Annotated in this window: 24 protein-coding genes, 3 pseudogenes and 1 riboswitch; of the genes and pseudogenes, 11 read left to right on the plus strand and 16 right to left on the minus strand. The window is 34.3% G+C overall.

Annotated features, from left to right (window positions below):
• Nucleotides 1–21 precede the first annotated feature (21 nt).
• A complete protein-coding gene (locus BAQ49_RS27585) occupies nucleotides 22–384 on the minus strand; it encodes a hypothetical protein (protein ID WP_071747888.1) in 363 nt (120 codons plus the stop codon).
• Nucleotides 385–538: 154 nt separating this feature from the next.
• Between BAQ49_RS27585 and BAQ49_RS27590 the strand changes: the two genes are divergently transcribed.
• On the plus strand, nucleotides 539–679 hold the full coding sequence (locus tag BAQ49_RS27590) for a YflJ family protein (RefSeq protein WP_000273535.1): 141 nt from the start codon (nucleotides 539–541) through the stop codon (nucleotides 677–679).
• A gap of 66 nt (nucleotides 680–745) precedes the next feature.
• Here the strand turns inward: BAQ49_RS27590 and BAQ49_RS27595 are convergent, their stop codons facing one another.
• From BAQ49_RS27595 to BAQ49_RS27610, 4 genes are all read right to left on the minus strand, one after another.
• Nucleotides 746–1144, minus strand: a complete 399-nt coding sequence (locus BAQ49_RS27595; protein ID WP_071747889.1) for an Ig-like domain-containing protein — start codon at nucleotides 1142–1144, stop codon at nucleotides 746–748.
• Between the two features lie 122 nt (nucleotides 1145–1266).
• A complete protein-coding gene (locus BAQ49_RS27600) occupies nucleotides 1267–1701 on the minus strand; it encodes a hypothetical protein (RefSeq protein WP_071747890.1) in 435 nt (144 codons plus the stop codon).
• A 163-nt stretch (nucleotides 1702–1864) separates the two neighbouring features.
• A complete protein-coding gene (locus BAQ49_RS27605; protein ID WP_071747891.1) occupies nucleotides 1865–2509 on the minus strand; it encodes a response regulator in 645 nt (214 codons plus the stop codon).
• Nucleotides 2499–3716, minus strand: a complete 1218-nt coding sequence (locus BAQ49_RS27610) for a sensor histidine kinase (protein WP_071747892.1) — start codon at nucleotides 3714–3716, stop codon at nucleotides 2499–2501. The genes BAQ49_RS27605 and BAQ49_RS27610 overlap by 11 nt, the downstream gene beginning before the upstream one ends.
• A 136-nt stretch (nucleotides 3717–3852) precedes the next feature.
• On the opposite strand from BAQ49_RS27610, the gene BAQ49_RS32560 reads away from it, so the two are divergent.
• The 3 genes from BAQ49_RS32560 (at nucleotide 3853) to BAQ49_RS27620 (ending at nucleotide 5922) form a co-directional block, all read left to right on the plus strand.
• The gene (locus BAQ49_RS32560; RefSeq protein WP_097829892.1) at nucleotides 3853–4038 is read left to right on the plus strand and encodes a hypothetical protein; all 186 of its coding nucleotides are present in this window, start codon (nucleotides 3853–3855) and stop codon (nucleotides 4036–4038) included.
• A gap of 468 nt (nucleotides 4039–4506) precedes the next feature.
• Nucleotides 4507–5499 (plus strand): zinc-dependent alcohol dehydrogenase family protein, encoded by a 993-nt coding sequence (locus BAQ49_RS27615; protein ID WP_071747893.1) that lies wholly within the window; start codon nucleotides 4507–4509, stop codon nucleotides 5497–5499.
• A 117-nt stretch (nucleotides 5500–5616) separates the two neighbouring features.
• Complete coding sequence (locus tag BAQ49_RS27620) at nucleotides 5617–5922, plus strand: hypothetical protein (protein ID WP_071747894.1); 306 nt, start codon at nucleotides 5617–5619, stop codon at nucleotides 5920–5922.
• 637 nt (nucleotides 5923–6559) lie between these two features.
• Here the strand turns inward: BAQ49_RS27620 and BAQ49_RS27625 are convergent.
• Nucleotides 6560–6871, minus strand: a complete 312-nt coding sequence (locus tag BAQ49_RS27625; RefSeq protein WP_071747895.1) for a YbjQ family protein — start codon at nucleotides 6869–6871, stop codon at nucleotides 6560–6562.
• 204 nt (nucleotides 6872–7075) lie between these two features.
• Here BAQ49_RS27625 and BAQ49_RS27630 point away from each other — a divergent pair, with 204 nt between their 5' ends.
• Nucleotides 7076–7537: a hypothetical protein gene (locus BAQ49_RS27630; RefSeq protein WP_071747896.1), complete on the plus strand. Its 462-nt coding sequence runs from the start codon at nucleotides 7076–7078 to the stop codon at nucleotides 7535–7537.
• 229 nt (nucleotides 7538–7766) lie between these two features.
• On the opposite strand, the gene BAQ49_RS27635 is transcribed toward BAQ49_RS27630, so the two are convergent.
• The 5 genes from BAQ49_RS27635 to BAQ49_RS27655 form a co-directional block, all read right to left on the minus strand.
• A complete protein-coding gene (locus BAQ49_RS27635) occupies nucleotides 7767–8363 on the minus strand; it encodes a hypothetical protein (protein ID WP_071747897.1) in 597 nt (198 codons plus the stop codon).
• A 268-nt stretch (nucleotides 8364–8631) separates the two neighbouring features.
• Nucleotides 8632–9540 (minus strand): alpha/beta fold hydrolase, encoded by a 909-nt coding sequence (locus tag BAQ49_RS27640; RefSeq protein WP_071747898.1) that lies wholly within the window; start codon nucleotides 9538–9540, stop codon nucleotides 8632–8634.
• A gap of 476 nt (nucleotides 9541–10016) precedes the next feature.
• Nucleotides 10017–10628, minus strand: coding sequence for a DUF2812 domain-containing protein (locus BAQ49_RS27645; protein ID WP_071747899.1), 612 nt, complete (start codon nucleotides 10626–10628; stop codon nucleotides 10017–10019).
• Between the two features lie 15 nt (nucleotides 10629–10643).
• The gene (locus BAQ49_RS27650; protein WP_071747900.1) at nucleotides 10644–10958 is read right to left on the minus strand and encodes a PadR family transcriptional regulator; all 315 of its coding nucleotides are present in this window, start codon (nucleotides 10956–10958) and stop codon (nucleotides 10644–10646) included.
• A gap of 135 nt (nucleotides 10959–11093) precedes the next feature.
• Nucleotides 11094–12833 carry an S-layer homology domain-containing protein gene (locus BAQ49_RS27655; RefSeq protein WP_071747901.1) on the minus strand — a complete coding sequence of 580 codons (1740 nt, stop codon included), beginning with the start codon at nucleotides 12831–12833 and terminating at the stop codon, nucleotides 11094–11096.
• Nucleotides 12834–13502: 669 nt separating this feature from the next.
• On the opposite strand from BAQ49_RS27655, the gene BAQ49_RS27660 reads away from it, so the two are divergent.
• The 3 genes and pseudogenes from BAQ49_RS27660 to BAQ49_RS27665 all read left to right on the plus strand — a co-directional run bounded on the left by BAQ49_RS27660 (nucleotide 13503) and on the right by BAQ49_RS27665 (nucleotide 15309).
• On the plus strand, nucleotides 13503–14033 hold the full coding sequence (locus BAQ49_RS27660) for a cysteine hydrolase family protein (protein WP_071747902.1): 531 nt from the start codon (nucleotides 13503–13505) through the stop codon (nucleotides 14031–14033).
• Nucleotides 14033–14125: pseudogene (locus tag BAQ49_RS34370) on the plus strand (IS6 family transposase); the annotation flags it as partial. The gene BAQ49_RS27660 and the pseudogene BAQ49_RS34370, both read left to right, overlap by 1 nt.
• A gap of 353 nt (nucleotides 14126–14478) precedes the next feature.
• Nucleotides 14479–15309 carry a VanW family protein gene (locus tag BAQ49_RS27665; protein ID WP_071747903.1) on the plus strand — a complete coding sequence of 277 codons (831 nt, stop codon included), beginning with the start codon at nucleotides 14479–14481 and terminating at the stop codon, nucleotides 15307–15309.
• 245 nt (nucleotides 15310–15554) lie between these two features.
• Here BAQ49_RS27665 and BAQ49_RS27670 read toward each other — a convergent pair whose 3' ends face one another.
• The 3 genes and pseudogenes from BAQ49_RS27670 to BAQ49_RS27680 all read right to left on the minus strand — a co-directional run bounded on the left by BAQ49_RS27670 (nucleotide 15555) and on the right by BAQ49_RS27680 (nucleotide 20284).
• The gene (locus BAQ49_RS27670; protein WP_084667593.1) at nucleotides 15555–17945 is read right to left on the minus strand and encodes an immune inhibitor A domain-containing protein; all 2391 of its coding nucleotides are present in this window, start codon (nucleotides 17943–17945) and stop codon (nucleotides 15555–15557) included.
• A 427-nt stretch (nucleotides 17946–18372) separates the two neighbouring features.
• Nucleotides 18373–19329, minus strand: a complete 957-nt coding sequence (locus tag BAQ49_RS27675) for an ATP-grasp domain-containing protein (protein WP_071747905.1) — start codon at nucleotides 19327–19329, stop codon at nucleotides 18373–18375.
• Nucleotides 19322–20284 (minus strand): annotated as a pseudogene (locus BAQ49_RS27680) (LLM class flavin-dependent oxidoreductase). The gene BAQ49_RS27675 and the pseudogene BAQ49_RS27680 overlap by 8 nt, the downstream one beginning before the upstream one ends.
• Before the next feature lie 82 nt (nucleotides 20285–20366).
• Nucleotides 20367–20473, minus strand: a riboswitch (SAM riboswitch).
• 257 nt (nucleotides 20474–20730) lie between these two features.
• On the opposite strand from BAQ49_RS27680, the gene BAQ49_RS27685 reads away from it, so the two are divergent.
• Entirely contained in the window at nucleotides 20731–20937 is a 207-nt protein-coding gene (locus tag BAQ49_RS27685; protein ID WP_071747906.1) for a hypothetical protein, read from the plus strand.
• Between the two features lie 392 nt (nucleotides 20938–21329).
• Here BAQ49_RS27685 and BAQ49_RS27690 read toward each other — a convergent pair whose 3' ends face one another.
• On the minus strand, nucleotides 21330–21659 hold the full coding sequence (locus tag BAQ49_RS27690; protein WP_000566283.1) for a hypothetical protein: 330 nt from the start codon (nucleotides 21657–21659) through the stop codon (nucleotides 21330–21332).
• 359 nt (nucleotides 21660–22018) lie between these two features.
• Here BAQ49_RS27690 and BAQ49_RS27700 point away from each other — a divergent pair.
• A pseudogene (locus BAQ49_RS27700) lies at nucleotides 22019–22198 on the plus strand (CPBP family intramembrane glutamate endopeptidase); the annotation flags it as partial.
• Here the strand turns inward: BAQ49_RS27700 and BAQ49_RS32575 are convergent.
• Nucleotides 22196–22450: a hypothetical protein gene (locus BAQ49_RS32575; RefSeq protein ID WP_071747908.1), complete on the minus strand. Its 255-nt coding sequence runs from the start codon at nucleotides 22448–22450 to the stop codon at nucleotides 22196–22198. The pseudogene BAQ49_RS27700 and the gene BAQ49_RS32575 overlap by 3 nt on opposite strands.
• 321 nt (nucleotides 22451–22771) lie before the next feature.
• Between BAQ49_RS32575 and BAQ49_RS27710 the strand changes: the two genes are divergently transcribed.
• A complete protein-coding gene (locus tag BAQ49_RS27710; protein WP_071747909.1) occupies nucleotides 22772–23323 on the plus strand; it encodes a hypothetical protein in 552 nt (183 codons plus the stop codon).
• Nucleotides 23324–23328: the final 5 nt, after the last annotated feature.

Here is a 23328-nt window from a genome sequence, read left to right on the forward strand (position 1 = left end):
GAAGCGTCATCCGCTTCTTTTTCACTCTACTATATCTTCGTCACACCACGTAAACGCCACATCTAGAATGCGATTACCGATACGTACGCGTTTATTCCATTTACCTGTTTGGATCTGATGTTGTAATTCTTTCTTCATCTTTTCCGTCCAGTCGTGAATCGTTTCACTACCGTCGTACGGATATACGCCTGGAAACTCTTCCTGCAGTAGATGCAAGCTCTCTACATCAAAATGAAAATGGAAGAAGTAGTTTGCTGTAAGCGATGGTTCTTGTAAACGTAAAAAATGATCATCAACTTGCTTTCTATTTCTATAGAAAGTAAAGATATTCACTTTACCGCTCGTAATTTGGTCAATTTGAATTTCGTGCTTCTCTATAATCACGTCTTGCCCACCTCGTTATATACTATCCTTAGTATATATGTCTTTTGCAACAAAGTTAACCATTTTCGCGCGAAATTCATTTCCTTCATTATATTATCCGTACCTCCAAGTACAATCAGAACTACTAAAAACAAAGTTGAAGGGGAGCGATCACATGTATTTCGGAAGTAAAGGTTGGTATGTAAAAGAACTTAAAAAATTAGGTATCCGTACTTATGAAGGTAAAAAACTAGAATCTTATCGTACGCATATTTTATCTAGCTTACTTGAGAGAATGAAGAAAGCTTCGGCTTAATAGATGTAGGAAGCGACTACGGTTGCTTCCTTTTTATTTACTAAATAAAAAGAAAATCATCATCCCTTAACTTTTTAACTTTACCGTTATACTTCCTTGATAGAAACCGCCCATTATCAACTGAATCTCTAGTACCAAATACTCTTTCAGATAATCATTTGTATATATTTTAAATTCTCCATACTCATTAACCCGTCCGCTTCCAACATACATATCACTACTTGTTATGACAATTGTTGAATGAGGTTCTGCACGGCCCAATACACAATTATCACCATATTCCACAGAATCTATCGTTATTTTTTGATGCATATTATTAACTGAACCTATACCGTTCTTATTACACAAATTAACATCTCTTTCTTCAGCCCTCGAAAGCGCTCGATTCCTGCTAATCTTTTCTGAAGAGAAAGCAACATTCCCCAGCCAACTAAACCTATCAAATATAGTAATAGGTAGAAACATCTACGTTAACTCCCCCATTCTTCCAATACTTCCTTCACATTTTTTATCAACTACAGTCTTTTAATGAACTTACAGCAATACGTTTTATGTTGGGATAAAAGAAAACAGCTTTGATTTTCCATTCAATTCCGCACTGTTAATTTGTACAGAATACATAGAATACTGGTTTTCACCCCAGATGTAATGACAACACTACACAAAAGAAACCACGATCCATTAAATGTAAATCCACCTTCAAATATATTAATAATAATTATGTTGCCAATTATTAAGAGAATCCATGAAATGGAATACTGCTTTCCATTTGTAATATATAAAATTTCATCCTCATAGCAGACTGTAATTCCCCCACCTTGCCAAATACCAATAGCGAAAGAAAAAAGCGTAACTGCCAGTAGCTCTGCTTGTAAATCCCTAGTCATTGGCTGCGGCGCCGTATAAGTAATAATCCCTATCATCATGAGAAAAGTTATGATATCTATCCAGTTTATTTTTCTTTGTTTGCTTTGCAGCCAAATAAAGAAAATCACTACAGGAATTAAAAGCAAAGTTTCCATTTAATTATTCTTCTTCCTTTCCTACATTAGAAACGTCTGTAATTGTAATGCAATTAGATTGTTCTTAAATCTCTCATACTTTCTGAAGCATAACATGAGAAAGAAATAAAAAAATCGTACAAAAGGGCAGGCCTATAATGTACGATTGGGCATATATAATGTTTTAAAAATGAATTAACTTCCTTTCAATAGATACAGCTACTGCTTCTGATCGGGAATTAACACCTAATTTATTGTATATATTTGTTAAATATGCTTTTACCTTTCGCTCAGCTATCCCCATATCGAATGCAATTTCTTTATTCTTATATCCGCGTGCAATAGCTTTCAGCACAAACAATTCTTTTTCTGTTAAGTTATTCCCTTCAACCTTATCAGCATGTACTTCTTTCCTTTTATACTTCACTATCTTTTCCATAATATTTGGTTGTAGTAAAATCTCACCTCGAATAGCCGCTTCCAATGTTCGAAACAAATTCTCACGATCCGTATCTTTTAGCAAATATCCTTTTGCCCCTAACTCAATTCCCTTTAACATTAATTCATCTTCGTTATAAGTAGTTAATATGATAATCGGCGTATGGTTTTGTTTTTTATTCAAAGCCTCAATTGTTTCTAAACCACTCATTTTAGGCATATTTAAATCCATTAAAATGACATCAGGTTCCTTTTTCTCTATGAAAGAAAGGGCTTCTTCTCCATTTGCAGCCTCGCCTATAATTTGAAATGAATCACTCGTTTCTATTATTAGTTTCAGACCTTCTCTTACAACAAAATGATCATCCACAATTAATACGTTATACTTCATGGCTATCCCCTTCTTTATTTATAGGCACTTGAATATACACTTTCGTACCCTTCATCTTTTCACTCAATATATGTATTTCTCCCTTAATCAATCGAACACGCTCATTTAAGCCAATCAAACCATAATGTCCAGGATTCTTACCGATATATCCAGTGTCAAACCCAATTCCATTATCTTCAACTTCAATAGTAAGTTTTTCAAGATCATCGATATATTCAACTTTTAAATTTACATCTGTTGCCTGTGAATGTTTTGCGATATTCGTTAAACATTCACTAATTACATATAAACAGTGCTCCTTTACTAAGCTTGAAATATGCGGGGGGCTTTGAATAGTAAATCTCACCTGTATAGACGTAGCTTCAGAAAAACGTTGAACCTCTTCCTCTACTGCTTCATTAAATGAATTAGTAGTATGACGCAAATCATCAATAACCAACCTTGCATCATGTAGAGTTTGTCTCGCTCTTATCATAGTTTGTTTCATAATCTCTTGAGATCGTCCTGTATTCCCTTTTTGCATATGGGCATCTATTGCTTCCAATTGCATAATTAAGCTTGCTAAACCTTGTGCTAACGTATCATGTAAATCTCTCGCCATACGCTGCCTTTCATTAGCTAATGTCAATTCTTCCACTCTCATATATGCAGATTCTAACTCTTGGATGTAGCTCTGTATACGATTACGTGCATCAAATTGCTGCTTATTAATATAAGAAAAAGGAACAATAATTGCTAATACTAGAAGGAACATAGAGAGAAGAATAGCTACTTTATTCACACCATAATTGATACTAATTGCAGCACAAAATATTGCATACATAAGAGTAAAAACTGCCATTACTTTAAATATATTGTTATAAACATATAAGCTTTGGGCGATTAAAATAGGAGTTAATCCAACAAAAATCGCTATCGAAGCATTTGTTGCAATAAATGCAGCCAAAAACACAATGAAAAGTTGTACAAAAAAGAAGTACAACAATTGCCTATTCTTTAATGAACTCGCATGCCAATGAAAAATAGTATGAATAACAATGACTATTGTAAAGAAAAAACTATCTATAGAGAAAATATTATTACGAAATTCTAAAAGAATTGACGCTATGTATACGAGTATAATCCATAAAATAATAAACCTTCTTGGAATAAATACCACTTCCAATACATTTGTATCCAAATCTATATTTAAACTTATTTTTTTCATATCTGACCTCCACCATTACATTATACAAGATGCAACTTACATTTTGATAAAATGAAGGCTTTTACATACAGCCCGACTCCCACAAATAGCGGGGTGAATTACTGATTCCTCTACATCCTCATTACCAAATACAAATATGAAATATTGCATATCGAAATGCATTGATGTTCATGTAAACGCTTACTATAATGGTGATATAAATATTTATTACAACTTACTATTTAAAAAAGGAGGCAATCATATGGAAATCGCAATGGCAGTTTTAAAATTTGTAGGTGGAGTAATTCCATTGGTTCAAGAACTTTTAAAAGCATTTATGTAAGATTATGATTCAGCAATTATCTATAAGAATTATCATACAAATGATCTGTATATCAAAAACAAATTGATACACAGATCATTTGTGTGAGAAAACTTCAAACAAGAATTATATACCCTAGCAGAACAATAATGATACATCTATCTCAAGTTGGAAAAAGACGCTCACAAGGGCGTCTTTTTATTATATTAATATGTACCTAATAACTTATTTAGGAAATCAATTTAACACTCCATACAATGCTACATAATTAATATATCTTTTTAACATTTGTACAATAAAAGTCCCCTCAAAGCATAAAGCGAGCCTATTTTTCATTAATTTTTTTATATACAGCAATACCATTTTCTACGATTTTATTAAATGAATAAACGGCGACTGTCTGCTCTTCTTTATTTAGTGCTACTGAAATAATCAATTAAGCTAAAAATGCTATAATTAACCCAATCAAACTAAGGGGGAACGTTTATCTTGCACAGAAAATACATTCAATTTCATGAGTTCGGTAACCCAAAAGATGTATTACAAGTTGAATATAAAAATATAGAACCATTAAAAGATAATGAAGTTTTCGTTCGTATGCTAGTTAGACCGATTAATCCATCTGACTTAATTCCAGTAACCGGAGCGTACGCCCATAGGATCCCTTTACCTAACATACCTGGTTATGAAGGTGTTGGCATTGTAGAAGATGTTGGCTCTTTCGTTTCTAAAGGCCTTATCGGTAAACGTGTTTTACCTTTACGAGGGGAAGGTACTTGGCAAGAATTTGTTACAACATCAGCTGACTTTGTAGTCCCTATACCTGATTCCATTGATGATTTCACAGCGGCACAAATGTATATTAATCCCCTTACAGCGTGGGTTACATGTACAGAAACGTTAAACTTACAAAGTAATGATGTTTTATTAGTGAATGCTTGTGGATCCGCTATTGGTCATCTTTTTGCTCAGTTATCGCAAATTTTAAATTTCCGACTCATTGCAGTGACAAGAAATAGTAAACATACAGAGGAATTGCTTCAACTTGGTGCCCATCATGTGATAGATACTTCCACTACCCCGCTACATGAAACCGTTATGGAATTAACAAACGGAATCGGTGCAGATGCTGCGATTGATTCTATTGGAGGACCAGATGGAAATGAATTAGCATTTTGTGTACGTCCAAATGGACACTTTTTAACTATCGGTCTTCTATCTGGAATACAAGTAAACTGGGCAGAGATTGTTACGAAAGCAAAAGTCCACGCTAACATATTTCATTTACGACATTGGAATAAAGACGTGTCACCATACAAATGGCAGGAGACATTTCGTCACTTAATCCGCCTAGTAGAAAATAAACAATTACGCTTTATGACGGTGCATTCTACGTATGACTTAGCGGATGTGAAAAATGCTGTTGATGTTGTGCAGTCTGCTGAAAAAACAAAGGGAAAAGTGTTTTTGACGAGTTATTAAATACAATTGAAGAAGTCCTTTTGATTGACCTTTTAAATAGACTAGACCGTACGTTTAGCGGCATATAATTGTAATTATCTGGTATAATTCTATTAAAAGGTGAAAGGAGATTCTAGCATGTGGTTAATTACAGCACTTGCACCTGTTGTAATAGTTGGAGGAATTGTAGTATATGTGATTGGAAGGCTTAAACATAAATATAACAACGGTAACTTAGGTAAGAAAAAATCAAAAAACGCTCAAGTTTTATTAGATAGTTTAATACCAATGGGAATGCTTTTGGGGTGTTTAATCGGTATAATTGTCGATATATTTTTCCCGGATCATTCACTGTTTACAGTTGGTTTAGGAGCTGGAATAGGCTATTTATTTGGATTTTTTGCTTATGAAATTTATAGCAAGACAGGAAACGATTTTTCATAATCCAAAGGAATAAGCGGGACAGTACATAGTAATCATATAAAATATGTAACTGTCCTTTATTTTTGCATCAATGTTATCACCTTACCTTCCGCATCCTATACACCTTTTTTATTGATTTTTCTCTCCTCCCTCTTTTGCATATCCGCTTTTTTGTTTTCATTGGATCTATACCCAAAGTAAAGTAGAGCACATGTAATAACGGAACCTAAAACGTATCCTAAAAAGCACCCTAACCAAAACATAATGTAACTACCCCCAATGCATTATAAATTTTATGTACTATAACTCTTTAAGTGCTCAATCGTTTATTTCTATAAACTCTCTTAAAGGTTTTCGGTACCTCCGTTTTTTATTACAAATTGGAAATTCCCCTTAACCGCCTCTAAAGTTATTCATACCATTAATTCTCTCATTACCTCAAATAACAATTTTATTATAAAATTAACACTTTCATTAAACATATATAAAGATTGCTATATTTCTTACTTTTCTCTTTGAAAAGAATATATACTACATTTGAAATAAGCGAGTTAGTACATCAGCCCTTCTCTATTTTAACTTTAGTCATGAACGAAAGAAAAATAAAAAAATCCCCTCAAAGCATAAACTTCAAGGGGTGAGCCTGTTTTTCATTTACTTATATACGTACAGCTGTACCACTTACAGCAACCATTAACATTCCATCACGAACAACTTCGTAATCTACGTCAATACCAACGATAGCATTCGCACCTTTTTGTCTTGCAAGTTCTTTCATTTCATCCATCGCGATATCACGAGCTTCTTTTAGCTTGCTTTCATAAGAACCAGCACGACCACCGACAACATCACGAACTGAAGCAAATAAATCACGAACAATATTTGCACCCATAATAGCTTCACCATTTACAATATCAATATACTCAATAATTTCTTTACCTTGGATTCCAGACGTTGTTGTTACAATCATGACTGACACTCTCCTAATAACTTATAGTTTTTTGATTGGCTTTCTTATGTCTTTATTATGACATGGAAAAAGTATCTAATCTATTGAATTACCTTACATGAATGTGACAATTTTGTAAGAATAACATATTATTTTACCTTCCCCTTACAATAACTACCTAAATTAACAGAATATTGTTATAATTAAATTGGAGGAGGAGATAAAATGAAAAAAATCACTTACATATGTGCTCTAAGTGTTCTATCTTTAACTTTAATAGGTTGTACAAGCACTTCTACTACAAATAATACTCCAAAAACTAAGCAAGAAAATACGAAAAATGCCATTCCATTAAACTCTGCAGACATTACAAACATTGAGATGCTTAAAACAACAAGTAATACTAGTTCCAAATCTCAAACAGATAACGAGGAAATCATACAATCAATCGCTTCAGCAGTCCAAAACGGAACACCGAAAACAATCACACTAGATCAAAAAAAGAAAGCATCTGTACATTCTACAATAACCGTTACACATAAAGATGGCTCAAAAGAAGAGTTTCTTGTGTGGGTTGATAATAAGGAACAAATTACGATCGCTAAAGATGAGGAGAAAGATAAAGTAGAAGGTGTGACGGTGAATATTAAAGACGTTAAAATGATGAAGGATTTTTTTAAAAGCTAAAAAAAGATCCCTTTCAGCTTGATAGATATGTGGCGAGACCCCCTATTATCAAACTTGAGATGGTTCAAAGAGGAGTTACTACACCCGGACCAGGGAAGCCATCTATCGCTTGGAAGATAGGTGATTTTATACGTCGAAATACATCAATTACTATATTTACTGGTTCTCCAGGGGGCGAGCTTCAAAAAACAACAAAGACATTTTCTTAAATTGAAAATGTCTTTATAAATTAATAAAACAATTTTGGGTCTGTATCTGTATTTTGAACCGTTTCTTCACTAATTTCAGTACTTGTAATACAACTTGTCGAAAATAAAATTGGTATACCACAAATAGTATCATTCATTACATCACGAAAAACTTTTGCAGCGACTTCTGTGAATGTTTGACATAGATTGGAAATATCATCATTAAAAAACTGAATCACCTTTGCTGCAAAAACTGGAAAAACAACATTAGATCCACCTGGGAACTGTGGCTGTACAACAACTTGCTCAAAATACAAGTTGTTTTCTAAAGCTACTTGAAAAAGGTGTGCAATTTCAAAAGCGTCTAAAGGACAAGGAATTGGATTTACAATTCCATCCCCAATAACACTAACAACAATAGTTACAGTTACATTGCCAAATTGCACTGTAGGTTTAAGAAGTGTAGCTAATGCAAATGCTTTTTCAATATCCGTAGTTTGTACTAAAATAATAAAATTCCCACCAGTCGGTATTAGCGGACCTACTGTTACAGTCGGATCAGCTCCGATTGAATTTCTGAGTTCGTTAAAATATGTGATCCATGGTGGCGAAAGTTGAGGTTGTACATGCTCGTCCATTCTTTTTTCACCTCCTTATAAAATTCTCAATACTATAATATAAGGAAAATCTAATAATACATTAGATATATTTATTATTTTTCATAATTACTTTTATAAAGGGCAGCTCCAGTATTTTAGAAAATCCCCTCCAAAGGATTTGAAGGGGATTTTCGTTTATATTCCATTACTACACAGACTCCAATAACCGATAGAAAAACGAGCTAAATCCCCCTAAATAGCTATATAGAGATAAAGTTGTTATTACAACATATTTTCCACTTTCAACTTAGTTCTCATTAGAATATTTTTCTACAAAATCAAGAATCCTAGCATTAACTTCGTTAGAGAACTCACCATTGATTGCGTGAGATGCATTTTTCCAGTTAACTATATCGATATCTTTAACGTATTTTTTCCCAGTTTCAACTGCTTTTACTGAATTGTGCATTATACTTTTTTCAGCCATTAATGCAAGTATTGGAATATTGATATTTTTTAAGTCTTCTTTACTAAATAGATCAGGTGCTGGCGTTTTAAGTTTATAGTTACGCATACCCGACTCGATTAACTTAGCGATAGGCTCATCATCATTTGTTTCTGCTCCTCCAGAAACATAACTCAACATCTTTTCTCTTATAAACTTAGGTACAATAGGGACGGAAGCTGGAATAGATGCTAGAATCATCTTTATGGACATTTGCGTAAATACAAAGACTGGGTCCAATAAACTAGCCGTAGCAATATGCTCTGGATTATATCTGGCCAAATTCATTGTTGTCCAACCACCAATTGAGACACCCACGATATGCACTTTTTCTAAACCTAATCCTTCAATTACTTCATTTAACCATTCTGCTTGTTGTTTTTGGTTTTCAATCACCTTCGTTTGCACACTCATTCCAGGTTCACCGAGTAAATCTATCGTGTAAACAGGCCTTTTCTCCCTTAGCCCTTCTAAATTGGGTACCCACATTGGAGTAGATGCACCACGCCCAGGGAGTAAGAGTATTGGCTCCTTATGTTTGTTTTCCTCTTTAGTAAAGTAATAAGCACGAATTGTGCCGTATTTAGTTTTTATATCTTTCGTATCGTTAGGCTTTGGAAGAAGTGCCATTGATTCATCGTAGGCAATTTGAAAGTCTTCCTTTCCTTTTTCAGATGTAAAGTGACCAATCTTATTATCATCTCTCTTCATTGGAATTCCTCCTTTCTACAAATATATTGATGAACTTTATCAATATATTCATGGCAATAATCCATTGAAAATTTATCTTCTTTAAGCCAAAACTCTCATTTAGAAAAAAGAAAAGACACCCTAAGGTGCCTTTCTCCGACTTGAACCATCTTAATTTTAATAATATATATTGGACTCCCATCCAAATATTATTTTACCATGTTAAGTTGTTTTGTTCATTGAGAAATACAATAGTTTATTTATGCCGGTCGTCTGTAGTAGGTCTTTTTGTAGTCCATGCGGCGATTAACAAGAGGACAATAGCGGTGATGACACCTAAAAGTATATTAATGTTAATCACCCTCCTAAGGAATATTATTATCAAAATGATATCACATTCAAACACCAACAAAAGGAATTAATATTAATTACAACCAAGTATAGCATTTACAAATTCAAAAAATCCCCCTCAAAGCATCAGCTTTAAGGGGGTCCTCCTAGTATTTTCTCTCTTCATACAATCGATTTGCTTTATATGAGAAAAAGAAAAACATACCAATCGCAGCTGGGATAAACAACCATGAAATGCCCCTCATTAATGCAAATGGTGTTTCAAATAAGAATGATCCTAAAAATGCTGCACCGTGCATATCCCATAATCCTGGTGTATAGTATAGGCCTTTCGGATTTAAAATCGCTCCTAGATCAATTGTATTATTAAAGGTAAATAGGATTAACAGCGGCAAATAACATATCGCCAATTCTAGAAATGTCTTAGATAGACGCTTGTACTTCCCTGCTCGTGACATTTGATCTGAAAAAATGTCATCTTCACTTTCCTCATCTACCTTTTTAAAATATTGCGTGCCTGACCACCAATTACCGGCTATATGCTTCCAGCCACTATCTTCAAATAATGTACAGTAATTAATAAAGTCTTTTCTTCTATTAAATATTCTATGATCTATTTTAATTGTCGCATCTTCCGGTTCTGCGATTCTAAATTTATAACCGAATGTATTACTTTTTAATTGATAGCCTTTCCAAGCCATCTCTTCTAACCATTTTCCCTCTTTCTCAAAGTCTAAAAAGAATTTCAATCTCCACATCATCGCTTCCCCTAACTATACATTTAATAAGCTTTTTGTAACCCCAATAATATGCTGCATTCTCATAAAGTCTAAATGCAATACTTCTTTCCCGCGTTCAGTAATGACATACACTTTTCTTCGTTTATCTTCACTTTTTATCGACTCTATTAATTGTTGCTTTAATAAATTTTCAACCGCACCATATAATGTACCCGCCGCGATTTTCACTTGATGATTACTAAGTTCCTCCACCTTTTGCATAATTAAATATCCATGAGCTGGCTCTAATAAAGCTAAAAGAACGTAATACGTTGTTTCCGTTAATGGTAAATTTTTATCTCTATTCATAAAGACCTCCAATGTAACGATAAATATATAGCTAAACTATATAGTTTAACTGTATAGTTTCATTTTATACAGTCAGACTGTATATGTCAAATTAAGGTATAAAAAAAAACCTAGACCCCATAGGATCTAGGTTTTTTAATACATAAACGTAATCGTCACCAAAGAATACCCTTCTTTTGCATTATACGGCTCTGCTTTATACGAAACACGGTTTGATCCTTGTGGATAACCGATTTCTCCAATCGCCTTTTTCACATCTTGCAGTGAACCGTCCATTGATTGCTTATAAAGAACCTCAATCTTCTCTGGCTTTGCACTATAGCGCTGCTGCATTTTACTTTTTAATTCATTATAGCTATTTGCGATGTATTCATTCCCTAAATAACTTAACTTTGTATCTTTCAACATTTGTTGGTACACAGCTGATTTAGAGTTTCCCCCTACAATTTTACTCGTCAGTGTATCATAATAATTTGTAGTAGCTTGCGGATAATCCCCTCGGTTCCACACGTGATTCTTCGCAATTTGCTCATCTGATAAGTTGAAATATGAATACGTTACGCGGCCTTGTACATCTGGCACTGGATCATCAAATGTTGTATCAAGATGGTACCACTTACTATCGATTTTCACTAAATTCCAAGCATGAGGCTGACCGTCTCCAGTTCCTACTACAAAATGATTCTCAATTCCAGCTTCTTTTAATAATTGATAGGTTAATAGTGTGTAACCTTGGCAAACGGCAGAACGATTCGCGAGTGCCTCATATGCTGTGTAAGCCTTATAAGACGTATCGTAAGAAACATGCTTTACTACATAATCATGAATCGCCTTCACTTTTTCGTGATCATCCATTCCAACTTGAGTAATAGAAGAAACGATTGCCTTCGCTTGCTTCATTACATATTCCGTTTGTTCTTTCGTTTCACGATATGTAATCTTTAACGTAAATGTGTAATTTCCAGGTGATCCAGAAATTCCATATGAAACATTCGATCTATTATAATTTGTATACTCATTTTTACTTGCAACTTCTTTATAGGCGTTAAAAAGTGTCTTCATTACTTCTTCCTGATTACTATTTTTCGTTTTATATGGAAGTGTAATATTCGTTTCGTACGCATTAATACGCTTTTGCACTTCATCTTTAAATGCTGTTAATAATGCCGTATCTTCTGTATCTTGCACCGCAACTTCAGGCTTTTTATATTTCAATGCATTATATAAAAACTGTGCATACTGTTCACGCGTTACCGTTTTAGCTGGTTCAAATTTCCCGTCTCCTGTACCAGATGCAATCCCGTTTGACTGCACCGCACTAATCGCGTTTTCTGCCCAAAATCCATTTGGAACATCATTAAATGTATGTTTTTGTTTAGCTGAAACTTGGAACGCATTTTTAATAATTTGCGCCATTTCTGCGCGGCTAACAGAATCTTTCGGTCTAAAACCGCCATTTCCATCACCTTTAAAAATCCCCAATTTCGTTAACGTTAAAACCTCTTCTGGAAACATTGTAGAACCTGAGCTAATATCACGATACGGATTATTTAAAGTAGACCCATCTTTTAATACATAACGGGCACCATCATTACTAAACGTACCACCTTGCTTATTCGGTACTAACACACGATAAATTAAAGCTGCAACTTGTTCCCTCGTCGCAACATCACCAAAACCAAATTTTCCATTTCCATAACCTGAAATAATATTTTTACCCGCTAAATCTTTAATCGCAGGATAGGACCAGTGCGATGCTGGTACATCAGAAAAAACGCCCGCTTCAGCAGCTTTCACATCACTGCCATTTGTATATAATAAAGCACCACCAATAAGCGATAATGATGTAATTGATTTTAATAGTTTTATGTACATAATGCATTCTCCCAATACGTCTTCTATTTTTGTTATTTTTTGTCGAAAAATCTAAAAGAATATGACAAAACACATTATACAATTAAAACTTTTCGGAGGATATATTAAATTTTAAAATATGCAAAAACTCATATTACTATATTCTTTCGTATTAATATTATGCTAGTTTACTTGCGAGTATATAAAGTGAAACTTTAATCAGTGGGGGTTTTGTTCATCCCCCACTGATTATCAGCCCGCACCAATCGGGCGTTTACGGGCAGTTGATCTCCCACCTAACTTCTTTGCTACAGCCGCATTTTAAGGTGGGAGTCTTACTGCCCGCAAATAGCGGGATAAATAAAAAGAAAAATACTAATGTAACATTGTTAATATACATATCGCTTTTTGAGCTTTTATTCCGCTAAAATGTAGCCTATAAAAACAATGCTATCCCCATTAAAATCGCAATAGAATCCTGAGAACATACCTTTTAACATAATTCATTGTATGATTGCCAATTTCATGTCCTTTATTTAAAACAGTTTTTACTAATTGTAATTATTTGCATCCACTTCATACCTCCATGCAATATTCTTTGGAACTTTTGGATACATTAAATGTGCATAGCATTGTAGTTTGCATATATTTCACTTTTGTATTTTTGAACCAAGTATTAGGAGGGTATTTATGATGAAAAGCTGTACAGCATTCCTTATTATTGATGTACAGGTAGGTTCATTCGAAGAGAGAAAAGTCCTATATAATGGAATGGAATTATTAAGAGTTATTCAATTATTGATTTCTAAAGCCCGTTCTGCTTCAGCCCCTATTTTTTATATGAAGTTTAACGGGAAGTCTGGTTCTTCGCTTAGACAAGGGACACCTGGATGGGAAATTCATAAATCAATTGCTCCAGCAACAGGAGATGTCGTTCTTGAAAAGAATCATCCGGATTCTTTTCATAAAACGAGTCTTCAACAAGAGCTAGAAATGAGAAATATAAAACGAGTTGTTATAGCAGGAATTCAATCTGAAATTTGCATAGATGCAACATGCCGGCGTGCATACAGCTTAGGATATGACGTTACTCTTGTAAAGAATGGACATAGTACATATAACTCTACATTATTATCGGCGTCTCAAATTATTGAGCATCATAACGAGATAATAGGTCAATGGTTTGCTTGTGTGAAAAATTCCGAAAGTATAGAATTTTGATTCCATCTCTATATAAACGAAACCGCAGTCAGGGACTAGACTGCGGTTTTTCGACGTACAATGAATTACAGCAATTACTAAGAGTTGCATAATCTTTCATTGTAATTAACTTAACTTTTTATTTACTAAGAAGCATTGCAACAGAACCTAGTAAAGTCTCAAAAAACAACTTATTATCAATCAATATTTAGTAAAAACATATTAATACTTTAGAATTTCTTTAATTTTCATTATTTTTTTTTTAAGATTGTCCTTTATATTTATAATGTGTTATTTGAATTTATCGTATTGAAGCGGATTTTCACATCACTATAAGCAATTTGAAAATGGAAAAAATAAAGTCCCCATTAGATTAATTATCCTGTTCTTTTGCGTCTTTTATCTATCTATGTTAATTATTATGCAGCTAAAAAAGTACAACTTATTGATGGAGAGAGGAAATAAAATGAATTTAGTGAACTTACGTCCTAAACAGCGGTCTAAGTATCGCATTCTACTAGGGACATGGTATTACTCTACAAAGAGGTACATTCAGTGGTTAGTAGACGGAAAAACATATGCAAAAACGTTTCAACAAGAAAAGTTACCCTATACAGCGATTCAGCACCGAACGATACTACTTCGTAAGCTCAAAGATGTAGATATGTGGTATCAACAAAATAAAGTTGTTAATTTGAAGATTGCTATTAAACAACTAAATGGTATCGTCATTAGACCGGGAGAAACATTCTCTTACTGGCGTTTAATAGGTAAGCCTACCAGGAGAAAAGGGTATGTAGAAGGTATGATACTGCACTATGGATCTTTTCAAGCAGGTATTGGAGGAGGACTTTGTCAGCTTTCAAATTTAATATATTGGATGACCTTACATACACCATTGACAGTAACAGAGCGATATCGTCATAGTTTTGATGTCTTTCCTGATTCCAAGCGTACTCAACCATTTGGAAGCGGAGCAACTTGTTCTTATAACTATTTAGATTTACAAATCAAAAATGAAACGGACCAATCGTATCAACTTCACCTTTATATTACAGATAAACATTTAGTCGGTGAATGGAGAGTTGCCTATCCGCAGCTTTATCAATATGAAGTTTATGAAAAAGAACACTCAATCCAATCTGCATACTGGGGTGGTTATATACGACATAATGTTATTCAACGTAGAGTATATAATCAACAGAAACAGTTTATAGAAGACCAATATGTAACGGAGAATCACGCTATAATGATGTACGAACCACTATTAGCTTATAATAATGAGGAAAGCGAGTGACGGTAACATTCGTGTATCAAGTATTTTTGTCTAATAACACAATACATGCCTTTCTTCATATAATTAATAGGCCCATTCCTTTTTGCAACATAACTTTTTCGTTTTTATTGAAAATGAATTTTATATCTTTCTTTCCAACAAACTGGTTCCTAAACTAAACTGCCCCGTTTCCACAATAAAAAGAGAGCTGTCCATAATTCGGTTTCACCGACTTATAAGACAGCTCCTCTTAGTTTCACCTTATTCTATCGATGAATCCAAACTGCACCTGCAGACTTGTCTTCAGCTTGACCTACTACTTCAAACTTCAATCCTAGTTTCGGCAACTTACGTCCTGCATCTGGAATTGCACTGTTGATGTACTGCTTAGAGTCATCAAATTTTGCAACGCCTGGTAATCCTTTATAGTCAAAGATACCGCGAGTTGGCGAATCTACTCTCCATGCTGGCGTTTGATCAAATGAGAATGCCGCATCAGCAATTTGATAACGCGTACTGCTCTTCACAGTCGGTTGTCCATTTAATGTACCTACGATTGCCTCTGGATGAGAATCTACTACTCCTAAGAATCCTTCACCTGGATGAACACCTACCCAGTTATCTGTAAAGCTTTGATCCGCATACCATACAACCATTCCTGTATTAAACACTGGACCACGCGCATGTTGTAATGCCGTGTCAGAACCAGCGTAATTTCTCCACTCTACATAGTAGTTATTTTTTTTCTGTTCAAATCCGTTAGATACAGTAAATCCTTTTAATGTCATTGCTGGCTGGCCTTCTGCATCATCTGAGAAAACAACTTTTCCATCTACAGTTAATGCAGCATTATCTAACGCAAATCCTTTATAAGCTACTGCAATATCTGTTAAATACTCAAATTGCAGTTTTACTTTTTTCCCTTTGAATTGGCTTAAATCGTATGATTTATCAACCCACTTACCATCAGTCGTATCCGCGCCGCCTTTTACATCTTTTTCTCCCATTCTATCAATGCGTGTCTTCGTTCCATCTTCTGCAATCGCATATACGTCAAGGAAATCATACTTCGCTTCAAGTTCGTAGAATGCCTTATAATCGAACTTAGCATTCGTTGCATTTGTTAAGTCAAATACTGGTGTCTCAAGTGTTGTATGAATGTCATTTCCTTTTGTGCTGTAGTAAAACTTCTTACCAAATGCCGATTCGATATTTTTAATATCTTTGTCTGGCAAGTTAACACGAACGATTCCTGGTCGTTTTGATTTTGTAACACTTTGATCTAAATATGTTGCAACACCGACTCCCGTGCGAAGTTTATCGTAATCTACCTCAACGATATTCGCCCAGTTGCCCTTCATATTCTTTTGGAAAAACTCTTTATTTTGTGGTGAGAAACTTGTTGGCTCTGTTCCTGCAATTTTTCCAGCCCAGCTGCCGCCGCTCATAATAGACCATGACTCAACAGGTTCACCTTGTCCTGAGTACTTCGTATCATACTCATCTGGTAAGCCTAAATCATGACCATACTCATGCGCAAACACACCAACCGCTCCATCTTCAGGCTCGATTGTATAATCGTATGCAGCCATCTTTCCGCCCCAATTCGAAACAGAAGATTTTGTGCCATCAATCGCATATGGTTTTGATCCAAGTTTTGAACGATGAGACCAAATCGCATCATCTTTCAACTTACCGCCGCCAGCTTCTTGACCAACGCCCGCATGTACAACCATTAAATGATCAATAATACCATCTGGCTCGTTTTTATTTCCATCACCATTTTGATCGTATTGATCAAATTGATCATAGTCTGCTAAATTGATTCCTTTTGCTACCGCTGCTTTTAATGCTTCTTTCACAAGATCACGTGGCCCTAAAGGACCTTTGTTATCATGTCCAGTTCCCGCATCCGCACCATAATCTGAAGCTTTTCCTGGAACAGTAAGCCATTCCGTTACAGTACCATCAACTGTGTAGCTACCACCAGATTGTTCTTCATAATATTGTTTAAATGTATTAATCTTCGATCCATCAAATAGAGTAAATGGTTCATCACCAAATAACATTTTTTGATAATGTTCACGATTAAAGTCCTTAGAATACATGTATCCTGGCTCTTGATCAATATTGTTATGCTTAAAATCGCTAAATTCTACGAGTAAAACAAGTACTTTATCTTTTCGAACAGCACCATTGTACTCTTCTTGCTTCGCTGGTGCAGTAGGGACTTTTCCATTTAATTTACTAGAATTCAATGCTGCACCTTGTCCAGCTACTGGCCCTACTGCTGGCTGCTGCGCCTGTTCATTTTCCTTCATTTTTGAATCTTTTACTTTTTTCATAAAATCAGAAGCTTCTTGCGTAAGACTATCTCCTGTCAAGACTTCTTTCCCAGGGTTTTCCCCTTTCTTTTTCTCAACATATTTTTCGACAGCCTTTGACGTCTCAGCTTGTGATGCAGATTGATCAATTACGCCTCGTTGTTTTAACGCTTCTGCCAAACGCTCCTCCGGTATTAAATGCTCATCTATTGGTAGAGATGATGTTGTCGGTGTCTCAGCATAAGCTGCATGACTTCCAAAAGCAAAACTACTACTTAGTACTGCCGCTGTTGCTAAAACTGATAACGGTTTTAACTTCTTATTCTTTTTCAATGCATTTCCTCCCCAGTGTCTGCGAATTATCGTTTTTTTTGCCGATAGAAACATAATATTCTCTTTATAGAGAATATTCAATCTTTTTCAACAAATAAAATGTTGAGAAATATTTTTTTCGTGCAGGGTGGGATACGTAGGATAAAAAAATACAAAACTTCTACTAGTTTATGTTTTGCACATAACCATACAATGGAATCACTCGTTCTTTTATCTTGATTCGATGGAGTAGTGCTAGGAAAGAAAATACAACATACAAACAGCCCAAATTTCTTATTCGAACTTGGGCTGTTTTTTAATATAAACTGATACTTTTCTTGCTGGTGCAAAAACTCTAAAAGCCTTGTAAGTACTCTCTTAAACTTGGACATACTGATACTATTAATTTAGCAAAGGTTTGCACCAGAACCTTATTTTTTAATCAACATTATTTAACTGACTCTACTTGTTTTTCTAATTCTATTCCAAGGAATTTAGCAAGCTCAAACATACCAAATTGATTAGCTACAGACTCTGCGTCAGAATTATAGTTTGTGTTTGTATTAATATCATACGTATAAATTGTTCCATCCGAACTGCGAATAAATTCAATACCAGCAACGGTAATTTCATTTTCTTTCAAAAATTCTTTGTAGTGTTCAATGATTGGCTCTTGGAAGTCCGATATAATTTCAAATTTTGTTGACGACTCTTTCTTATTCTCTTCTCCTACTGGGCAAAAAGCATCATGAATAGAGCACGCATCTGCTGGACAAAGCTCAAATCCTTCTGATGTATCTACTTTAACTGCATATACAAACTGACCACCTACAAACTCACAACGTGTAATATATGGTTCTGGCGCTTCAATATACTGCTGTATTAAAGTAATTCCATCAATAGGTTCTTCAAACGTCGGAACATCCAAATATTGTTCTAAAGCATCAATAGAATGAAAAAGTTGAACACCAAGGCCTTTACCTGCACGGTTATGCTTTGTAATGAACGGTACTTCCCCTAAGTCCTTTGCTGCTTTTACTATATTATCACGGCCAACAGCACCAATCGTTTTCGGCACTTGTATGCCAAAATTTCTTAATGCTGCATATTGATTCAATTTACTTACTTCAAGACGTAATGCACGAGATCCATTAAATACTGTTCGCCCGTATCCCTCTAACCAAGCAAGGACTCCTTCAGTCAACTCAGGTGCATATCGATGCCCTCTCGTATGTGAAGAAGCACTCATACGGCTATAAAAAACACCTTGGGGAGGTTCTTTTTCTAACGAAAGTGTTCCTTCATCTAAAAACCATTCCTCATACGGTAACTCCAGTTCTTCCAACCTTTTCACCAAATGATCCGTCCATTCCTTATTCTCATGTAATATGTAAATTTTACTCATTTGTAATCAATTCCTTTCTTTTCAACTCAACTAATGGCATCACTTTTTCAGAAAATCGTTTCATCTCTTCAAGCTGTGGAGAAAATTGTAAAAGTAATAACGTAACACCTACTTTTTCAAAAGCAAGTATCCTTTCTGCAATTTGTTCTGGTGTTCCGATTAGATTAGGACGTAAACCACGATTAGATACAGAATAATCATTTAGCTTCACTTGCTGTTCCAGATGTGATTTACTAATAAAGTCTTGATAACCCGCATAACCTAAAGCATCATCTTTCACGTCCGTTATGCGTCTCCATTCTTCTAATGCCTCTTCTTCTGTATCACGACAAACGACGTAAGCCGCGAGTCCGAATGACTGCAATGGCTCCTCTGTTACTTTCTTTCTACGATTCTTCATATCTTCTATTTTCACAGACACCTCTTCCACTGTTCCTCCATGCATCACATATGCATCCGCGTGGTTTACAATTACCTCTTTTCCTCACTCACTCTCACCACCTGCATAGATCTTAATTCCTTGTTTCTGCACAGGTTTTGGACTTAAATGTGTATTATGAAACTCATAAAAGTTCCCTTTATAAGAAAACGCTTCTTCTTCCCACCATGCTGAAACTACATTCAATGTAAAACGACCATTACTTAATTGATCGATATTCGCTGCCATTTTCGCTGTAACTGCTGGATTATGGAAGCCAGGTCTTACAGCTGTCATAATCTCTAATCGATCCGTTACTGCAGCAAGTGCTGCCGCAGTTGTCCATGCTTCTAAACTTGGTGCTGAAACACCTTTTATATCATTTAAGTTTAATTCTGCAATAAGAGTTGTTGAAAAACCTAATTGTTCTGCCGCTTGCGCTGTTTGTTTTGCATACTCAAACGTAGGCGGCATAGATTCATCATCTACATTTCGAAGCCATCCCCCAAAAATCGGTAACCAAAAACCATACTCCACTACATATTCCCCCTTTACCTTTTAGCCATAAAAAAAGCTACTCTTATCGAAATAAGAGTAGCCTTCTTGACTAAGTGAACCGCTCTTATCTTTCAGGTGTTTCTTCACCTGCAGGATTTGGCACCTTTCGTCTAAAACGAGGTTGCCGAAGTTTCATAGGGCCCGTCCCTCCACTTCTCAACATAAGAATTGTTTGATTTTTATTTATTATAATCATCAGAATAATAAAAACCAATCATTTAATACTTATTTTTCCGATACACATTAAATGATATATAAAAAACCATATTGTTATAGAGAATTATAGGAGTATTATGTTGTTTTACTTGCGGATATATAAAGGGGTATGTTGTATCATGTCGAAAACATCATTTATAACCAATTTGCCTTGCTTCTATTGTAAAAACACATCAAAATAAATACGAACCAAAAGAGGGATAAATAACATGAAAAATAAAAGATGCGAGAATTGTGGTTCTACTAACTTTAAAGAGGGACGAGTTGGAAGTGCTTATCATGCGTATGTTTATGAGGATGCACCGAGTAGGTTCTTTTCAGGTGGGAGAAACTCCAAACTATTAACCACATTCTGTTTAGAGTGCGGTGAGGTGAAATCATTTAGAGTTGAAAAACCTGATAAATTCAAAGAATAAAATATATTTAAGAATAGATAATAGTACAAAAAAACCATTCCTCATAACCTATAAATGGGATACCGCCAGCATTTTGGAAAATAACCACGCTAAGAGTATGCAAGATTTCATACAGTTTTTCGACTCATTCAGTAACAAACAAGAACCTTAAAACCACGCCAGGATAGGAATTTATAAAAAGATGAATAGAGTTATAGAAAAAGAAAAAGGCGAATTCCTTTTGAAAGTAGGGATTCGCCTTTTTCTTGCTACCGATAATGATGCGTTATGTTAACTGAGCATGTATAGAATATACAGTTAACTAAAAATGAAAAGTTTACATTTGAAAATGAATAATAAAAAACAGTAGTGTATAAAATCACTACTGTTTTTTATTGTTTCTTGCAAGTAAATTATTTAAATTCTTGTCTATATAATTTAAACGAATAAATAGCTCCAACGAAGAATACAAAGGCTTCAAATAATATAAAGATTTGACGGAAATTCTCGATATCTTTACCAACTAAAGAAATAAATATGCAATTCATTAGAATTTGAGTAGTAAACATACAAGAAATAATTTTAAAATAAATAGGATTTGTTCTTTCATCTGGTTTACCAATTTTTTTGTAAATAATAATAAGTGCAATTACTGAACCCAAAAATAGAAGTGCTGTAAGTCCTACAACGATATTGAAATTACCTGTACTTTCTAACATCCATTTATTTAATAAATCAATCATTATTATCTTCCTTTCCTACATAAGAGAATATTTCGTTCTTCTTTTTCACTATAATAAAAAAAGAAAAAGGAAAACATCGAACTTTCTTACAAACATTCGTGTATTCTTACAGTTTTGTCATTTTGTAAATGTATTCATCCCCTTGCCTTTCACTATTTTCTTTGGAAAACATAGTGAATTACGAGAAAGAGCGCTACAAGATCAACTTCCGAGAACGAATTTTATGTAAATAAGCTGTTAAAAGTTTATTTTATTAATTGACTAAGTAATATTTTGAAAGAAGCTTCTGTGTATTGTGCTAATGCGCTGAATAGGTACATTATTGTATGTCAAAAATTCAGCTTAAGTTGGGATTATATATGACTGAAGATAAAAGACTGAAAAAGCCGGTGGTAAGTTTTATATTACGAACCAACATTATTTTTTGGCCACTTTTTCTTCTCGTTGGAATTACAAAGTTATTAGATTTTCCAACTTGGATTTTTGATGTAATGCTTTGTATATCAGCTTGGTTTTCCACCTTTGCTTTTGTGTTTCTATAAATTTTTTATAATTATTGATTTCTCATTTTTCATTGCATGATAAATTTTTCTATACTCATTAACAACTAACATTAAAACTATTAATCCAATAGATTCTTGAAAAAAAGTGTTTCGACTTCTCTTAACGGTTACCGTTACATTACTAGTATGGCAGCGTGAATCATTGTTTAACATAATGTTGAGAGCAGTTGGAATAATCCCATTTTCAGAAACTGGAACTCGAAACACTCCAGTAGATTTATGAGCCATATAATCACATCCTTTCAAAATAAAATATACTTACAATATATTAAATGCAAAAAACGTTCATTTTGATAGGGACAGATTATGTGATTAATATATCCATAATTACCCTCGGTATTACTAAGCCAATGATTCAAAAGATTAACAAGTACCGTAAAAAATATGGAAGGGACCAATCGAATGTATATTAAAAGTAAAAAGAATAAGGTGTCTAAAAGAACCCCTATTTTGAGCCAATAATGAGATATTATGTTAATCTTAATAGAATCGCTTTATAATATGTATAGCTGCACAAAATTGAGAAACTTAAGGAGGCATATACATTTTATGAGGAAATTATCCATATTACTTACTTTAATTCTAGTATTAGTCAGTATTACAGCTGCTTGCACACAAGATAAAAAAGATAGTGTCGTTGAAAATGGTCCAATAGAAGAACCAACCGCAAAAAATGAAAATGAAGAATTAATAAATTTTGAAGAAAAAGAAGATATGAGCCGCTTGGAACAAGGTATTTTATTAGTTGGTGAGAGTGTTAAAGGAGGCTATTACTTGACCACCGTTCAAAGTGCACATTTAAATGCTAGCAACGATTCCGTCGTTGTTAATGTCTCTGTAAAAAATGTACGAGGTCAAATGATTGGACTATCAGAATTAAAATATAACTTAAAAGATGAGAAAGACGGAAAGGTCTATGAAGGAAAGGTCCTTGACCAAAACCCTTCTGATATACAAGTTAAACCAAATGAAACGGTAGAATTGAAAATAGCTTTTAAAGTACCAGGTATCGCAGATGAATATATGTTTTATATTGAAAGCTCTTTAGAATCTCTAGAAACAAACTGGAAAATTGATAAGCTGCAATCACAAAAAAACTAAGTCTA

It is taken from the genome of Bacillus proteolyticus (genome assembly GCF_001884065.1).
Lineage (GTDB): Bacteria > Bacillota > Bacilli > Bacillales > Bacillaceae_G > Bacillus_A > Bacillus_A proteolyticus.

What these genes read in the sequence shown, in the direction of transcription:
- BAQ49_RS27685 (WP_071747906.1), top strand. Translation starts at nt 20,731, where the DNA reads ATGAAAAATAAAAGATGCGAGAATTGTGGTTCTACTAACTTTAAAGAG.
- BAQ49_RS27710 (WP_071747909.1), top strand. Translation starts at nt 22,772, where the DNA reads ATGAGGAAATTATCCATATTACTTACTTTAATTCTAGTATTAGTCAGT.
- BAQ49_RS27605 (WP_071747891.1), bottom strand. Translation starts at nt 2,509, where the DNA reads ATGAAGTATAACGTATTAATTGTGGATGATCATTTTGTTGTAAGAGAA.
- BAQ49_RS27650 (WP_071747900.1), bottom strand. Translation starts at nt 10,958, where the DNA reads ATGAATAGAGATAAAAATTTACCATTAACGGAAACAACGTATTACGTT.
- BAQ49_RS27675 (WP_071747905.1), bottom strand. Translation starts at nt 19,329, where the DNA reads ATGAGTAAAATTTACATATTACATGAGAATAAGGAATGGACGGATCAT.
- BAQ49_RS27640 (WP_071747898.1), bottom strand. Translation starts at nt 9,540, where the DNA reads ATGAAGAGAGATGATAATAAGATTGGTCACTTTACATCTGAAAAAGGA.
- BAQ49_RS27610 (WP_071747892.1), bottom strand. Translation starts at nt 3,716, where the DNA reads ATGAAAAAAATAAGTTTAAATATAGATTTGGATACAAATGTATTGGAA.
- BAQ49_RS27635 (WP_071747897.1), bottom strand. Translation starts at nt 8,363, where the DNA reads ATGGACGAGCATGTACAACCTCAACTTTCGCCACCATGGATCACATAT.
- BAQ49_RS27665 (WP_071747903.1), top strand. Translation starts at nt 14,479, where the DNA reads ATGAATTTAGTGAACTTACGTCCTAAACAGCGGTCTAAGTATCGCATT.
- BAQ49_RS27645 (WP_071747899.1), bottom strand. Translation starts at nt 10,628, where the DNA reads ATGTGGAGATTGAAATTCTTTTTAGACTTTGAGAAAGAGGGAAAATGG.
- BAQ49_RS27620 (WP_071747894.1), top strand. Translation starts at nt 5,617, where the DNA reads ATGTGGTTAATTACAGCACTTGCACCTGTTGTAATAGTTGGAGGAATT.
- BAQ49_RS27600 (WP_071747890.1), bottom strand. Translation starts at nt 1,701, where the DNA reads ATGGAAACTTTGCTTTTAATTCCTGTAGTGATTTTCTTTATTTGGCTG.
- BAQ49_RS27595 (WP_071747889.1), bottom strand. Translation starts at nt 1,144, where the DNA reads ATGTTTCTACCTATTACTATATTTGATAGGTTTAGTTGGCTGGGGAAT.
- BAQ49_RS32560 (WP_097829892.1), top strand. Translation starts at nt 3,853, where the DNA reads ATGAAATATTGCATATCGAAATGCATTGATGTTCATGTAAACGCTTAC.
- BAQ49_RS27590 (WP_000273535.1), top strand. Translation starts at nt 539, where the DNA reads ATGTATTTCGGAAGTAAAGGTTGGTATGTAAAAGAACTTAAAAAATTA.
- BAQ49_RS27660 (WP_071747902.1), top strand. Translation starts at nt 13,503, where the DNA reads ATGATGAAAAGCTGTACAGCATTCCTTATTATTGATGTACAGGTAGGT.
- BAQ49_RS27630 (WP_071747896.1), top strand. Translation starts at nt 7,076, where the DNA reads ATGAAAAAAATCACTTACATATGTGCTCTAAGTGTTCTATCTTTAACT.
- BAQ49_RS27625 (WP_071747895.1), bottom strand. Translation starts at nt 6,871, where the DNA reads ATGATTGTAACAACAACGTCTGGAATCCAAGGTAAAGAAATTATTGAG.
- BAQ49_RS32575 (WP_071747908.1), bottom strand. Translation starts at nt 22,450, where the DNA reads ATGGCTCATAAATCTACTGGAGTGTTTCGAGTTCCAGTTTCTGAAAAT.
- BAQ49_RS27690 (WP_000566283.1), bottom strand. Translation starts at nt 21,659, where the DNA reads ATGATTGATTTATTAAATAAATGGATGTTAGAAAGTACAGGTAATTTC.
- BAQ49_RS27655 (WP_071747901.1), bottom strand. Translation starts at nt 12,833, where the DNA reads ATGTACATAAAACTATTAAAATCAATTACATCATTATCGCTTATTGGT.